The following is a 13,889-nucleotide window of genomic DNA, read 5'->3' as shown; positions in this document are numbered from 1 at the left end:
TCCACGCTATGCCGCGCCGCAGCAGTGCACATCACGCTGAAGGATGATTCCGGCGCCTCGGCTCGGCGTAGGTCCAGGCACGCAGCGGAAACTCCACGGGGCCTCGGCTGAACCGACGCAGCCACAGCCCAGAGAGCCCGAGCTGCACCGTCCACAGTCCGACGACGACGAGCCCCACCTGGCTCGCACTCAGCTGACCCGCCAGGCCGAGCCCCAGCGGGGCGCCCAGTACGGAGAAGAGCACCGCAAGCACCAGCGACTGGCCGAGGTAGTTGCTCAGAGACATACTTCCGGCCGGAGCCAGCGCCCGCACGAGCCAGCCGAACTGAGGCTGCCGCAGGATCAGCAGCGCCACCACCACGTAGCCGGTGGCCTGGATCGGGCCGGCGAGGAAGATCAACCCTCCGCCGAGCGTCTCCATGCCCAGGCCGCCCACGCTGCGCTGCCCTGGTTCCTGCGGCGTCCATGGTGCACCCCAGGTCAGCCAGGCGGCGGTGACGCTCAACGCCCCGCCCACTGCGAGCGCGAGGAGCGCGAGGCGGAGCAGCCGCGCCGTCGGGATCTCGCCCGCCATGATGCGTTCCAGCAGGCGTCCGCGGCCCAGCACCAGGCCGAGCAGGAAGGCGGCGAAGGCCACCGGACCCTGCACGATCAGCGTGGAGGGCGCAACAAGCCCGTAGGCAGAGAGCTGGAAGGCCAGATAGCTGCCCAGACCACCGGTGTAGGCCTCCCGAGCCGCCTCCGCCGAGGTGCTCATGGCCGCGGCGTCGAGCGCTGCTGGATCCACCATGGAAGAGGACGCCAGCGCCAGGGTCAGCCCGCCGAGCCCGAGGATCGCCAGCGCGACGATCAGCCAGAGCGCCGCAGCCAGCGTGAGCGCGGCGCGGGTCCCGATTCTGCGCAGGCCCAGCAGCGCGAAGCCGAGCAGGGCATAGGCGAGCAGGATGTCCCCGACGAACAGGAAGATGCCATGGAGCAGTCCGAGGACGATCAGGCCGATGAAGCGGCGGACCGAGCGGGTGACCTCGCTGGCACCTGAACGGTGGGCGGACCCCCACTGCAGCACGAAGGAGAGGCCGAAGAGAAAGGAGAAGACCACATAGGACTTGCCCTCGAAGAGTGTTGTGGCGGCGAAGGCGACCCATTGGTCAGCAGGAGCCGTCTCGGCGCCGGCGGAGCGGCCTGAACCGCTGAGGTTCTCGGGGAAGGCGAAATACCAGATGTTGACCGCCAGGACGCCCAGCAGCGCCAGGGCTCGCAGCGCGTCGACGGCATGAAGTCTCTGCATCCCTCCAAATTACGGGAATCCCCACCTCCCCCAGCGGTAGGGTCGGGAGGGATTCGTCGAGAGTGGAGGGTGGCTGTGGAGATTGTGCTGATCATCGCGGGTCTCGCCGTGATTCTGTTCGGGCTGTGGGACATGTTCCATCAGCTTCTCCACCCGCGGGGGCAGGGTCCACTCAGTGGACTGGTCTTCTCCGGCGTGTGGAAGATCGCGCGGGCCAGCGGCCACCGGCTCGGCTTCGCCCTCGGGCCGGCCACAATGGTGGGAATCGTGATGCTCTGGGTGCTGATCCAGGGCGTGGGCTGGGCGCTGATCTACTACCCGCACGTGCCTGCCGGATTCCTCTACTCCGACGGGATCAACCCGGCGGACTACGCGCAGCCCGCCGAGGCGCTCTACATCTCACTGGTGACGCTGGCGACCCTGGGCTTCGGCGACGTGGTCGCCATCGAACCGACCCTCAGGATGGCGGCCCCGATTCAGGGCCTGACCGGGTTCGCGCTGCTCACAGGCGCGCTGACCTGGTTCATGCAGATCTATCCGCCGCTGCTGCGCCGGCGCTCCGCGGCGCTGACGCTGAAGGGTCTCTCCGATGCCGGTTATGCCGAGAGGCTCTCGGAACTGGATGCTCCCGCGGCCTGCGCGCAGCTCGACCTGATTGCCGAACAGATCTCCCAGGTCTGCGTGGACCTGGACCAGCACAGCGAGACCTACTACTTCCAGGTGAGCACCCCTGAGATCTCGTTCTCACACCACCTGCCGTACGCGCTCGAGCTGCAGCGCGCGGGCGCGAAGTCCACCTCTCTGGAGGTGCGGATGACCGCGACGAAGCTGGAGACCATGCTGAGCCAGCTGGGCGATGCACTCAGCCCTGGTTTCGTCTCGGGGGATCAGCTCGAGGACATCTTCTCGGCCTACGCCGCCGACCATCCGTCCCGCGGCTGACCCTCCACCCCCAGCGTTTTACCGGGGCGTGCACGAATTACCGGCCTGACCGCAGCCCAGGTAATCCACGCACGCCCCGGTAAAACGGTGGGAGCGGGTCGGATCAGCGCTCGACTTCGCCCCGGATGAAGGCCTCGACCTTCTCATGGGCGACGTCATCGTGGAACTGCTCCGGAGGAGACTTCATGAAATAGCTCGACGCCGAGAGCAGCGGGCCGCCGATGCCGCGGTCCAGCCCGATCTTCGCCGCACGGATGGCGTCGATGATGACACCCGCGGAGTTCGGCGAATCCCAGACCTCGAGCTTGAGCTCGATCGACACCGGAGCGTCGCCGAAGTTTCGGCCCTCGAGGCGGATGAACGCCCACTTCCGGTCATCGAGCCACTGGATGTAGTCGCTGGGACCGATGTGGACATCGCGCTCGGCCAGCTTCGCCGAGGTGTTCGACGTGACGGCCTGGGTCTTGGAGACCTTCTTGGACTGCAGGCGGTCGCGCTCAAGCATGTTCTTGAAGTCCATGTTGCCGCCCACATTGAGCTGGTACGTGCGGTCCAGGTGGACACCGCGGTCCTCGAAGAGGTGTGCGAGCTCGCGGTGGGTGATGGTGGCACCGATCTGGGACTTGATGTCGTCCCCGACGATCGGGACACCCGCTGCGGTGAACTTCTCCGCCCACTCGGGGGTGCCGGCGATGAACACCGGAAGCGCGTTGACGAAGGCCACACCGGCGTCGATGGCGGCCTGCGCGTAGAAGCGGGCCGCGTCCTCCGAACCCACCGGAAGGTAGCAGACCAGCACCTCGACCTGCGCCTGCTTCAGCGCTGCGACGACGTCCACCGGCTCGGCGTCGGACTCTTCGATGGTCTCCCGGTAGTACATTCCGAGCCCGTCGAGGGTCGGGCCGCGCTGCACGGTGACGCCGGTCTCCGGCACATCGGCGATCTTGATGGTGTTGTTCTCGGAGGCGGAGATGGCCTCAGCCAGGTCCAGACCGACCTTCTTCGCGTCGACGTCGAAGGCAGCCACGAATTGCACGTCGGAGACATGATAATCGCCGAAGCGCACGTGCATCAGGCCTGGAACCTTCTGATCATCGGGGGCGTCCTTGTAGTACTCCACACCCTGAACGAGGGATGCGGCGCAGTTTCCGACACCGACGACGGCGACACGGATAGGTAGTTCTGCCAACTTGTTCTCCTAGTGGTTCAGCTGCTTCATGGTGATGACACGGACAGGTGGGGAAGGTGATCCCGGTCATGCCTGTGTCTCTGATCGAGAAGCCTATAGCCCCACAGAGCTCCCCGTGATCAGCCGAGCGTTATCGTTGAGCCGATGACTCCAGCTGAGAAGGACCGACGCCCGGTGGCGCCGAGCCGGGACGATCCGCTGCTGCGGCACCTCTCGGACCGTATCGGCGGGCCTGCGGGCCGGCGGCTGCTTCCACGCTGGCGCCCGGCTCCGGTGTTGCTCGGCCTCACCGTCGTCGCCGTCCTGCTCTCCGCGCTGAGCAGCCAATATTGCCGCATCAACGGCTGGGGCGGGGTGGAGGTCTACCACGCAGGCTGCTACTCGGACATCAGCGCGCTCTACGGTCAGCGGGGTCTCGCGGAGGCCCCTTGGAGCCCGCTGATCTCCCCGGGGTACTTCGAATACCCCGTGCTCACCAGCGTGGTGGCGGCCCTCGCGGCGGCCCTGACCCACTTCCTGCTCGGGCTGGAGTCCCTGGAGGGCATCGTCTGGGAGGCCGGACGCGCCTCGCTGCTGTACTGGGATCTCAGCTTCGCGGCCGCAGCGCTGGTCTGGCTGGTGCTGGTGCTGATCGTGATGAAGGCCGCCGGGGGGCGACCCTGGGACGCCGCGATCGTGGCGACCTCTCCGGCGATCATCTTCGGCATCGGCATCAACTGGGACATCTGGGCCGTCACCGCGCTGGCGCTGGCGATCCTGGGCTTCAGTCGCGGAGCCCATGTGAGCGCCGGAGTGATGATCGGCGTCGGAGTCTCCTTCAAGCTCTTCCCGCTGTTCATGCTGGGCGCGGTGCTGGTGCTGGTGCTGCGCCGTGACTCGGGTCTCGGCGCAGGGGTGTTTCTGCGCACCCTGCTCGGCGCTGTGGCGAGCTGGTTGCTGCTCAACGTGCCGGCGATGCTCGTCAGCTTCAGCTCCTGGTCACAGTTCTTCGAACTCTCCGCAGAGCGCGGGGCGGGATACTCCTCTCCCTGGCACATCTGGCAGGCGATAGCCGAGGAGGCAGGAGGCAGCGGGCTGGCGGCGGAGACCATCTCGGTCTGGTCCTTCGCGCTCTTCGCCGCAAGCTGCGTCGCGATCCTGATCCTGGGGCTGCTCGCCCCGGAGCCACCTCGGATGGTGCAGCTGCTGTTCCTGATCCTTGCGGCGTTCCTGCTGGTCAACAAGGTCTATTCGCCGCAGTTCATGATCTGGCTGGTGCCGCTGATCGCGCTGGCAGCCCCGCGCTGGCGCGATGCGCTGATCTGGCAGGGGTTCCAGGTGCTGCACTTCTGGGCCATCTGGATGTACCTGGCAGCCGGCGTCGGAGACCAGGATCCGCAGCACTCCTTCGACTCGATGCTCTACGTGGCCGCGGTGCTCGGTCATATCGGCGCGACCCTGTATCTGATGATCCAGGTGGTGTGGGACGTGCTCCGTCCCTGCCGTGACCCGGTCGCGCGCTCCGCAATGCCGGCCCAGACCGAATCATCCGCGTTGCCTACTGCCGGGCCGCGGACCATTCCTTGAGAATCTGGACTGCCTGGTCCTGCGGAACTGGACCATGTTCCATGCGGTGCTCGAGCAGGAACCTGTAGGCCTGGCCCACCTCCGGTCCCGGCGCAATCCCCAGGACCTCCATGATCTGTTCGCCATCGAGGTGGGGGCGAATCCGATTCAGCTCCTCGCGCTCAGCAAGTTCAGCGATCCGCGCTTCGAGATCGTCATAGGCATGGTCCAGGCGCGCGGCCTTCTTGCGGTTCCTGGTGGTGACATCCGAGCGGGTCAGCCGATGCAGCCGCTGGAGCTGATCCCCGGCGTCGGTGACGTAGCGGCGCACGGCCGAATCGCTCCAGCCCTGGTCGCCATAGCCGTAGAACCGCATATGCAGCTCCACCAGGAGGCAGACGGCAGTGATCGTGGCCTTGTCGAACTTCAGCGCCTGCATGCGACGCCGGGTCTGCTTGGCGCCCACCACGTCGTGATGCCGGAAGCTGACTCCGCCGCCCGGCTCGAAGCGGCGCGTCTTGGGCTTGCCCACGTCGTGCATCAGCGCCGCGAAGCGCAGCACGAAGTCGGGACCGGGCACCGGGCCGTCGTCGTCGGTCTCCAGCGAGCAGGCCTGTTCGAGCACCTTGAGCGAATGCTGGTAGACATCCTTGTGCCGGTGATGCTCGTCATCGGTGAGCTTCAGGGCTGGCACTTCGGGAAGCATGATCTCCGCGAGCCCTGACTCCACCAGCAGGTCGATCCCTGCACTCGGGTTGACTCCACAGATCAGCTTCACGAGCTCTTCGCGCACCCGTTCGGCCGAGACGATCTCCACGCGCGCGGCCATCTCGATCATGGCGTCCCTCACCTCGGGCGCCACCTCCATGCCCAGCTGGGAGGTGAAGCGGGCCGCGCGCATCATCCGCAGCGGATCGTCCGAGAAGGACTCCTCAGGCGTGGCCGGGGTGCGCAGCACACGCTGGTGCAGATCCGACACGCCCGAATGCGGGTCGATCAGTTCGAAGCTGGGCAGCTTCAGCGCCATGGCATTGACGGTGAAGTCGCGCCGCACGAGATCCTCGCCGAGGTCGCTGCCGAAGTTGACCTGTGGCTTGCGGGAGGTTGGGTCATAGGCCTCGGCACGATAGGTCGTGACTTCGATGGTGTCCTGCCCCTTGCGCAGCCCGATGGTGCCGAAATCACGCCCGATGTCCCAGTGGGCCTCGGCCCATCCCGAGACGGTCGCGATGATCTGGTCCGGGTTCGCGTCGGTGGTGAAGTCCAGGTCCGGCGAGGTGCGCCCCAGAAAGAGGTCACGCACCGGCCCGCCGACCAGGGAGAGCTCAAATCCGCGCGCAGCGAAGAGTTCGCCGAGTTCGACGACGACGTCCGGCAGCCAGGCGCCGTCAGGGAAACCAGAAGGGAGGTAAGGCATAGCGAAGACAGTGTCCCATATGCCCGCAGCACGGGCTCGCCGTGCTCAGACCGGCACTCCCATTAGAGTGTTCTGTATGAACAGACCGGAGAGCGGTGGTGAACGACGCACCCCATTGACAGTGTCAATGGGTGCACGTCGGCTGCCGAACCGGCAGTCCTCCCGGCAGCAGGGAAGCCTCCCCACGGTCGAAGAGGTCAGCGCCGGCGGGGTCATCATCCGGTCCGCGGCCACTGGATTCGATGTCGCGATCATCGCCCGCTACAACCGCGGCGGTCGGCTGGAGTGGTGCCTGCCCAAGGGCCACCCCGAGGGCGCGGAGACCCACGAGCAGGCGGCCCTGCGCGAGGTGGCCGAAGAGACCGGCGTCGAAGGTGCGATCCTGACCTCGCTGGGCAGCATCGAGTACTGGTTCACCGTCCCCACGCACCGGGTTCACAAAACGGTGCACCACTATCTGATGGAGGCGGTGGGCGGGGAGCTGAGCATCGAGAACGATCCAGACCATGAGGCCGTGGACGTCGCCTGGGTGAACATGGACGACCTGGACCGCACCCTCTCCTTCCCGAACGAACGGCGCATCGTCGCGCTGGCCCGGCAGGTCATCGATGAGACGGTGCAGTCCAGCTGAGCGGTCGAGCCGCCGTGCCGGGCGCTCGGTCGACTGGGCTATAGTCCACTGACGATGACAGCTACTTCCCCGCAGCAGACCGACGCCGCGTCGCCACCACCGCCCTCCGCAGAACCTCCAGCCGACCAGGGCCACCTCCCGGCAAAGGGGCTGGCCCGCGCCAGCGCGATCATGGCGGCCGGCACCCTGGTCTCGCGAGTCCTGGGCTTCGTGCGCACGGCGCTCCTGGGCATCGCCATCGGCGGCACCACCCTCGTGGGCGATGTCTTCGAGAAGGCCAACACGGTCCCCAACGTCGTCTACCTGCTGCTCGCCGGCGGCATGTTCAACGTGGTCCTTGTTCCCCAGCTGATCAAAGCCGCCCGGCGGCCCGATCGGGGGGCGGACTACACGTCCCGATTGCTCACGCTGACCGTCACCGTGCTGGCAGTCTTCACCGTGCTGCTCACCCTGGCGGCCTATCCGATCATCGTCACCCTCACCCGTGGCTGGACCGAACCGATGCTGGCCCTCGGCACGGCCTTCGCGATCTGGACGCTGCCGCAGATCTTCTTCTACGGGCTCTACGCGGTGACCGGCCAGGTGCTCAACGCCAATGCCCGCTTCGGCTGGTACATGTGGGCGCCGGTGCTCAACAATGTGATCGCCATCGGCGTGATCATCAGCTTCATCATCACCTTCGGCCAGTACGCGGCAAGCGACGACCAGCTCACCGAGTGGACCGCGCAGCAGACCATCTGGCTCGCGGCCGGACACACCGTAGGCATCATCGCGCAGGCCCTGCTGCTTCTGTGGCCGCTCTCCCGCCTGGGGATGCGTCTGCGCCCGAGATTCGGGCTCAAGGGCATGGGTCTGGCCTCCACCGGCAAGATCGCCGGATGGACCCTGGTCACCATGCTGATCGGCAATCTGGCCAACCTCGCCTATATGCGGCTGATCTCCGGCGCGACGGCGGCTCGTCAGGAGCTGGGGGAGCTCGGTTCAGCCGTGCCTGGTGAATATGCGGCCAACGTCGCCGAGCTCATCGCGATCCTGCCGCACTCGGTCTTCGTACTCTCCATCGCCACGGTGCTGTTCAATCAGCTCGCCCGCGCCATGGACCTTCGACGCTACGGCCGTGCTCGAGAGATCATGAACGAGGGGCTGCGGATCTTCGCCATACCGGTGATGTTCTGCATGGTCGCAGTGCTGGTGCTCGCCGGCCCCCTGGGGCGGATCTTCGCCGGAGCGGCGGCGGACGCCGACCTTGCCGGCGCGGCCATCGGTCAGCTGTTGGTGCTGCTCGCCCTGGGCATGCCCTTCCGCTCGGCCAGCTTCTATCTGATGCGCGTCTTCTACTCCGCTGAGGATGCGAAGACTCCCATGCTGATCTACGCGATCATCGCCGTGGTGGGCCTGACCACCGCCTACGGACTCGCCAACGTCGTGCCCGAGCAGGACATCGCCTACCTCGTCATCGGGCTCTTCTCCGCCCTCCATGTACTCCAGTACCTGATCGCTCACCTGCTGGTGGTGCGCCGCTGGGGCGGGTTCGACTTCGCATCAGTGCTCAGCGCCTATCTGCGCTCGGGAGCCTGCGCCGCAGTCGCTGGAGTCGGCGGGGCCGGGACGCTCTGGCTGCTCGGCGGATACTCCTGGGGCTTTGCCTGGGAGTCGATCATCACCGCCGTGGCGAGCTGCGCCGTCGTCGGGGTCGTGATGGCCCTCTTCTACGTGCTGATGCTGCGGTGGCTTCGGGTGGATGAGTTCACCGCGGCGATCGCGCCGCTGGCGCGCAGGATCCCTGCATTGTCCAGGCTCGCCCGGTAGGCTTGCCCCCGATGTGAACCTGACCGCTTGCAATGAGCGGACAGGATGTTTCCCGGACCCAGGAGGACTTGTGGCGCAGCCTTTCGGCGTCGGCGATGTTGTTGGTGGGCGATATCGCATCACCCATCACGTGGTGACGTCTGCCGATCAGGACATCGTCTTCCAGGCGAGCGACGAGGTCCTCGACCGCGATGTCAGCATTCTGCTGGCCTCCCGGTCCAATGCCAAGCAGGTCGCCACCTCGGCGCGTGAGCTGGCGATCGGTGCGCGCGACTCCGATGTGCAGGTCCTGGATCTCGGCCTCGCCGACGAGCGCACCTACCTGATCTCCTCCCTGGTGGACCCCAATCACCTCCTGGACCTCGTGGTGCCGGACTCCGCGCCCTACGTCGAACCGTTCTTCACCGACTCCCTGGGCTCCGAGCTCTTCGGGCAGTCCCGCGTGATGGAGCCGGAGACCTTCGACGACGACGACGAGTACTACGCCGCCCTGCACGGGGACTCTGATCGCCCCGAGGATCCGGCGCGACGCTTCCGTCGGCGCCGACCCGCCTTCCTCGACAAGGTCTCGGATTCGTTGAACCGCCGGCTGAACTCGGAGAACGACGCCGCAGCGCTCGCCGTGGCCGCAGAGCAGGTCGATCAGGTGCGCGAAGAGGCCGCCACGTTCCTGCGCCATGACATGGAGATACTCGCTGCGGACCCCGCGGGCGACAGCGATGAGGCCTTCTCGGCCCATCTCGAGGCCGACCCGGCCACGTCTCGCGACTCCGTTCACCCCCGTGAGACAGACCTTGCCGCTGCCAGCGCTTCCGCGGCAGGCTCCGCCACACTTGCCTCCTCCAGCGTTGCTGAGCAGTCGGCGGACGAGAACCACGACGATCCAAGCCCATACGGCGACGAGGATGTCCTGCCTGACGGTGAAGAGGTCGTGGACAATCCGCCGGCTTCACCCGTCGACGACTTTGATGCGCCTCCCACTGCGCCCTCCGCCGCAGGTGAGAGCACGCAGGCCGTGCCAGCTCGACTCCGTGATGCGCTCTCCTTCACCGGACTGATCCGCCCGGTGCCCAGTCTGGAAGAAGAGGCCGCACTGCAGTCTCCCCAGCCGGCAGCTCAGCACCAGGGTGCACCGCAGCAGCAGGCAGCTCACAGCCTCCCCGCCGACGCCGCATCCAGCCACGCCCCGCTCGGCACGAGGGACGATGAGGATGAGGCCCCCGATCCTGACTTCCGCGATGAGAAACCAGGTCCACGACGCTGGCTCCTGGCAGCTGCGCTCGCGGCGGTGCTCGTGGTGGTCGCTGTTGTGATGTTCTTGAGCCTGCGCGGCGGCGAGGTCGAAGACGCCTCCGCCCCTGCGGAAGAGGAGCAGGACGCTGCTGAGGAACAGCCGGGCGAGGAGCCTGCTGAATCGGAAGAGGCCTCCCCGAGCGAGGAGCCCTCGCCCAGCGCGGAGACCGGCCCCGAGCCCGCGATCGCCGGTGTCACCCGCGTCGTCCCCGACTCTCCAGAGCTCATCGCGGACCGCGATGGACAGCTTCCCAATCTCTTCGATGGGGACGACTCGACCTCCTGGGTCACCCTCTCCTTCGCCACGGAAGACTTCGGGGGCTTCAGCTCCAATGTGGCGCTGGTGGCGGAGCTCGAGGAGCCCACCACGGTCTCCTCCGTGACACTCACACAGCAGGGAGAATCCTCCGGTGGCAGCTTCGAGGTGCTGACCAATGACACAGCGAGTCTCGACGGCGCCCAAGAGGTGGGTACCGGCACGCTGAACTGGAACGAGACCACCGTCGAGTTCGACAGCGAGACCGAGGCGGCCTACGTCATCATCAACATCACTGAGCTGCCCACACAGGAGTCTCCCGATCAGGCGGGACTGCCCTACAGCGTGGAGCTCAGCGAGCTCAGCGTCGACTGATCATCCGCCCGCCGCAGGGCGGCTGATCAGTAAGGCTGCAGGCATGGCTCCAGTAGGCTGATGGAAGAAGGAATAGGTTGAACATCGATGATGTTCAATATTCCAGACACCACGACCGTTGCTAAGGACATGTGATTGTGACTGAACAGACCCCTGACCAGGTACATGATGTGGTCATCGTCGGCTCCGGCCCGGCTGGCTACACCGCAGCCGTCTACATGGCTCGCGCGAACCTGAATCCCATCGTGCTGACAGGCTCCGTGACTGCCGGCGGCGAACTCATGAACACCACGGATGTCGAGAATTTTCCAGGCTTCCCCGATGGCATCATGGGCCCCGATCTGATGATGAACATGGAGCAGCAGGCGCGGCGCTTCGGCGCCGACATCCGTCACGAGGATGCCACGGAGCTGGTCCTGGACCGCCCCATCAAACAGATCACCACCGGTGCCGGAGATGTGTTGCATTCCCGCGCCGTAGTGTTGGCGACCGGGTCTGCCTACCGCGAGCTCGGCGTCCCCGGGGAGAAGGAACTCTCGGGGCACGGAGTCAGCTGGTGCGCGACCTGCGACGGCTTCTTCTTCCGCGAACAGAACATCGCCGTGGTCGGCGGGGGCGACTCCGCCATGGAGGAAGCCTTGTTCCTGACGAAGTTCGCCTCCCAGGTCACCGTGCTGCATCGCCGCGAGGAGCTGCGCGCCTCGCAGATCATGGTGGACCGTGCCAAGGCCAACGAGAAGATCTCGTTCGTGTGGAACACCGAGGTGACCGAGGTCCAGGGAGAGGGCAAGGTCAGTCGGCTGATCCTCCGTGACACTGTCACCGGAGAGCCTTCAGCTCTGGATGTGACAGGACTGTTTGTGGCAATCGGGCATGACCCACGAACGGCCCTCTTCAAAGACCAGATCACCCTGACCGAAGACGGAACTGCCTGGGTCGACGGTCGCAGCTCAAGGACCTCGCTGCCGGGTGTCTTCGCCGCCGGTGACGTTCTCGACCCCACCTACCGCCAGGCCATCACGGCCGCTGGCTCCGGCTGCGTGGCCGCATTGGATGTGGAGCACTGGCTCGCGGACAACGTTCCCACCGACGCCGCAGAGGTCCCGGCCGACGAGACCCATAACGCCCCTGTACCTCTCTAAGGAAGGAGATCTATATGTCAGATCTCAAGAATGTCACTGACGCCAGCTTCGAGCAGGACGTCCTGCAGGCCGATAAGCCCGTGCTTGTCGACTTCTGGGCCGAGTGGTGCGGTCCGTGCCGCATGCTGACCCCCATCCTCGAGGAGCTCGCCGCAGAGAACCCGGAGAAGATCCAGGTGGTGAAGGTCAACGTGGATGAGAACCCCGGGACCGCCGCAAAGTTTGGCATCACATCGATTCCAGCGGTCTACGCGTTCAAGGACGGTGAGCACGTCCAGTCCTCCATCGGCGCCAAGCCGAAGCAGGTGCTGGAGCAGGAGTTCGCTGACCTGCTGAGCTGAACAGCTGACACACCGTCTTAGACGGCAAACAGTTCGGGCCCGGAACGAATCATCGTTCCGGGCCCGATGTGTTTCACGTGAAACGTCAGCCTCGACTGCCGATCATATCCATCAACCGGTGCAGATCGTCGATGGACCCAAAATCGATCGCGATACGTCCCTTCTTTGCCCCCAGGGTGATCTTCACCTGGGTATCGAGTCGATCGGTCAGTGCATCGGAGAACTCCTCGAGCTGCTGCACCCGAGGGCTCTTCGTCCGCTCACGTCCCAGATCCCATGACGAGCGTTGGTCTCGCTGGGCAAGCGTCACCGCCTCTTCAGTCGCGCGCACCGAGAGTCCCTCAGCGACGATGCGCCCCGCCAGCTGCTCCATCTGCTCCGGCGACTTCAATCCGAGCAGCGCCCTGGCGTGTCCCGAGGAGAGCACACCCGCAGCGACGCGTCGCTGCACCGCAGGAGGGAGCTTCATGAGCCTCAGGGTGTTGCTGATCTGAGGTCGGGACCGACCGATCCGCTCCGCCAGCTCATCCTGAGTGCAGTTGAAATCATCCAGGAGCTGCCGATAGGCCGCCGCTTCTTCCAGCGGATTCAGCTGAGACCGGTGGATGTTCTCCAGGAGAGCGTCCCGCAGAAGATCGTCATCCTTGGTCATCCTCACGATCGCCGGAACGGTCTCAAGGTTCGCAGCCTTCGAGGCCCGCCAGCGGCGTTCTCCCATGACGAGCTCATAGAGACCCGCACCCGCCGGACGAACGACCACCGGCTGCAACATGCCGATCTCCCGTATGGAATGGATCAGCTCATCCATGTGCTCTTCGTCGAATTCCTGACGCGGCTGGCGCGGGTTGGGCACGATCGAGTCCACCGGAACGGAGCGGAACTCGGCACCGTCCACCTTGCCGCTGGTTTCACGTGAAACAGAGTTGGTCCACGCGCCCTCAGGTCCCGCGTCCAGTCTCGAATTGTCCTGAGTCTGCGCGGGGGCAACCGACGATTCTTCCCGGCCCTGGCGCTCTTTAGTCTCATCGTCCGTGGTCGCCTCGGCGCCGGCCTGCGGCGTCATCGGACGTTCAGCACTCTTGCCGGTCCCACGGGAGAGAACGTCGGGCATGGGTGCCCGCTGCCCGGCACTCGGTCGTCGGGATGACGTCGCGGATCGCTGAATGACCGTGGATTCCCGGGCTACATAGGGTCCTTCGAGGTCTGATTTTGCGGAGAAGAACACGTCAATAGGGCGTGGGGTGCTGGACCGCACGTCAGATGTTTCACGTGAAACCGCGCCCGAGGAATCGGGGCCTCCCGAATCAAGAGGGGACGATCCAGTCTCCGAAGCCGCCTCTTGCTGCTCTTGATCTTGCGAGTCACTGTTGATCAGCGCACCTAACCCTCGTCCCAAACCGCGCCGTTTGCGTTCCGCCATGCAGGAGCCTCCTAGAGACATCGACCTCGACCCGCGTGAGCTCAACGCGGTAGATCTCATTCTACGGAGATTTTGCACGCGGTTATGCCAAGCAAGGTTCTAGGACGTCGTTTCACGTGAAACTGGCGGGCTGGATGCAGCCGAACCTTTGCTGCAAAGGGGAGACCAGCTGCGCTCACGGTTCGCATCCAACGTCACCGCGTTTCACGTGAAACCTTGATGGCAGACCAGACAAGCGCAG

General features: G+C 65.6%; 11 protein-coding genes. 7 read left to right on the top strand and 4 right to left on the bottom strand.

Going from position 1 to position 13,889, the window contains the following annotated elements; genetic code table 11:
* Positions 1–31: 31 nt before the first annotated feature.
* Positions 32–1,288 (bottom strand): DUF418 domain-containing protein, encoded by a 1,257-nt coding sequence (locus tag IY716_RS08465; RefSeq protein WP_218221094.1) that lies wholly within the window; start codon positions 1,286–1,288, stop codon positions 32–34.
* A 75-nt stretch (positions 1,289–1,363) separates the two neighbouring features.
* Here IY716_RS08465 and IY716_RS08460 point away from each other — a divergent pair, with 75 nt between their 5' ends.
* The gene (locus IY716_RS08460; protein WP_218221093.1) at positions 1,364–2,230 is read left to right on the top strand and encodes a potassium channel family protein; all 867 of its coding nucleotides are present in this window, start codon (positions 1,364–1,366) and stop codon (positions 2,228–2,230) included.
* A gap of 103 nt (positions 2,231–2,333) precedes the next feature.
* Here the strand turns inward: IY716_RS08460 and IY716_RS08455 are convergent, their stop codons facing one another.
* On the bottom strand, positions 2,334–3,419 hold the full coding sequence (locus IY716_RS08455; RefSeq protein ID WP_218221092.1) for an inositol-3-phosphate synthase: 1,086 nt from the start codon (positions 3,417–3,419) through the stop codon (positions 2,334–2,336).
* A 144-nt stretch (positions 3,420–3,563) separates the two neighbouring features.
* Between IY716_RS08455 and IY716_RS08450 the strand changes: the two genes are divergently transcribed.
* Positions 3,564–4,985 (top strand): glycosyltransferase family 87 protein, encoded by a 1,422-nt coding sequence (locus tag IY716_RS08450; protein ID WP_218221091.1) that lies wholly within the window; start codon positions 3,564–3,566, stop codon positions 4,983–4,985.
* Here IY716_RS08450 and IY716_RS08445 read toward each other — a convergent pair.
* Positions 4,957–6,381 carry a CCA tRNA nucleotidyltransferase gene (locus IY716_RS08445; protein WP_218221090.1) on the bottom strand — a complete coding sequence of 475 codons (1,425 nt, stop codon included), beginning with the start codon at positions 6,379–6,381 and terminating at the stop codon, positions 4,957–4,959. The two genes, IY716_RS08450 and IY716_RS08445, sit on opposite strands and share 29 nt — an antisense overlap.
* Before the next feature lie 76 nt (positions 6,382–6,457).
* Between IY716_RS08445 and IY716_RS08440 the strand changes: the two genes are divergently transcribed.
* From IY716_RS08440 to trxA, 5 genes are all read left to right on the top strand, one after another.
* Positions 6,458–7,012: an NUDIX hydrolase gene (locus IY716_RS08440; protein ID WP_218221089.1), complete on the top strand. Its 555-nt coding sequence runs from the start codon at positions 6,458–6,460 to the stop codon at positions 7,010–7,012.
* A 54-nt stretch (positions 7,013–7,066) separates the two neighbouring features.
* Positions 7,067–8,821, top strand: coding sequence for a murein biosynthesis integral membrane protein MurJ (gene murJ / locus IY716_RS08435; RefSeq protein ID WP_255316476.1), 1,755 nt, complete (start codon positions 7,067–7,069; stop codon positions 8,819–8,821).
* Positions 8,822–8,891: 70 nt separating this feature from the next.
* A complete protein-coding gene (locus IY716_RS08430; RefSeq protein ID WP_218221088.1) occupies positions 8,892–10,745 on the top strand; it encodes a discoidin domain-containing protein in 1,854 nt (617 codons plus the stop codon).
* 131 nt (positions 10,746–10,876) lie between these two features.
* On the top strand, positions 10,877–11,887 hold the full coding sequence (gene trxB, locus IY716_RS08425) for a thioredoxin-disulfide reductase (RefSeq protein WP_369699643.1): 1,011 nt from the start codon (positions 10,877–10,879) through the stop codon (positions 11,885–11,887).
* Between the two features lie 14 nt (positions 11,888–11,901).
* Positions 11,902–12,228 (top strand): thioredoxin, encoded by a 327-nt coding sequence (trxA, locus tag IY716_RS08420; protein ID WP_192591660.1) that lies wholly within the window; start codon positions 11,902–11,904, stop codon positions 12,226–12,228.
* 85 nt (positions 12,229–12,313) lie between these two features.
* Here trxA and IY716_RS08415 read toward each other — a convergent pair whose 3' ends face one another.
* Complete coding sequence (locus IY716_RS08415) at positions 12,314–13,648, bottom strand: ParB/RepB/Spo0J family partition protein (protein ID WP_218221086.1); 1,335 nt, start codon at positions 13,646–13,648, stop codon at positions 12,314–12,316.
* Between the last annotated feature and the right edge of the window lie 241 nt (positions 13,649–13,889).

Origin of the sequence: Nesterenkonia sp. Act20 (genome assembly GCF_019173455.1) — a bacterium.
Classification (GTDB): domain Bacteria; phylum Actinomycetota; class Actinomycetes; order Actinomycetales; family Micrococcaceae; genus Nesterenkonia.
The sequence above is the reverse complement of the archived record's forward strand: the minus strand, read 5'-3'. Positions and strand labels throughout refer to the sequence as shown.

What these genes read in the sequence shown, in the direction of transcription:
- IY716_RS08445 (WP_218221090.1), bottom strand. Translation starts at nt 6,381, where the DNA reads ATGCCTTACCTCCCTTCTGGTTTCCCTGACGGCGCCTGGCTGCCGGAC.
- IY716_RS08465 (WP_218221094.1), bottom strand. Translation starts at nt 1,288, where the DNA reads ATGCAGAGACTTCATGCCGTCGACGCGCTGCGAGCCCTGGCGCTGCTG.
- murJ (WP_255316476.1), top strand. Translation starts at nt 7,067, where the DNA reads ATGACAGCTACTTCCCCGCAGCAGACCGACGCCGCGTCGCCACCACCG.
- IY716_RS08415 (WP_218221086.1), bottom strand. Translation starts at nt 13,648, where the DNA reads ATGGCGGAACGCAAACGGCGCGGTTTGGGACGAGGGTTAGGTGCGCTG.
- trxA (WP_192591660.1), top strand. Translation starts at nt 11,902, where the DNA reads ATGTCAGATCTCAAGAATGTCACTGACGCCAGCTTCGAGCAGGACGTC.
- IY716_RS08450 (WP_218221091.1), top strand. Translation starts at nt 3,564, where the DNA reads ATGACTCCAGCTGAGAAGGACCGACGCCCGGTGGCGCCGAGCCGGGAC.
- IY716_RS08440 (WP_218221089.1), top strand. Translation starts at nt 6,458, where the DNA reads ATGAACAGACCGGAGAGCGGTGGTGAACGACGCACCCCATTGACAGTG.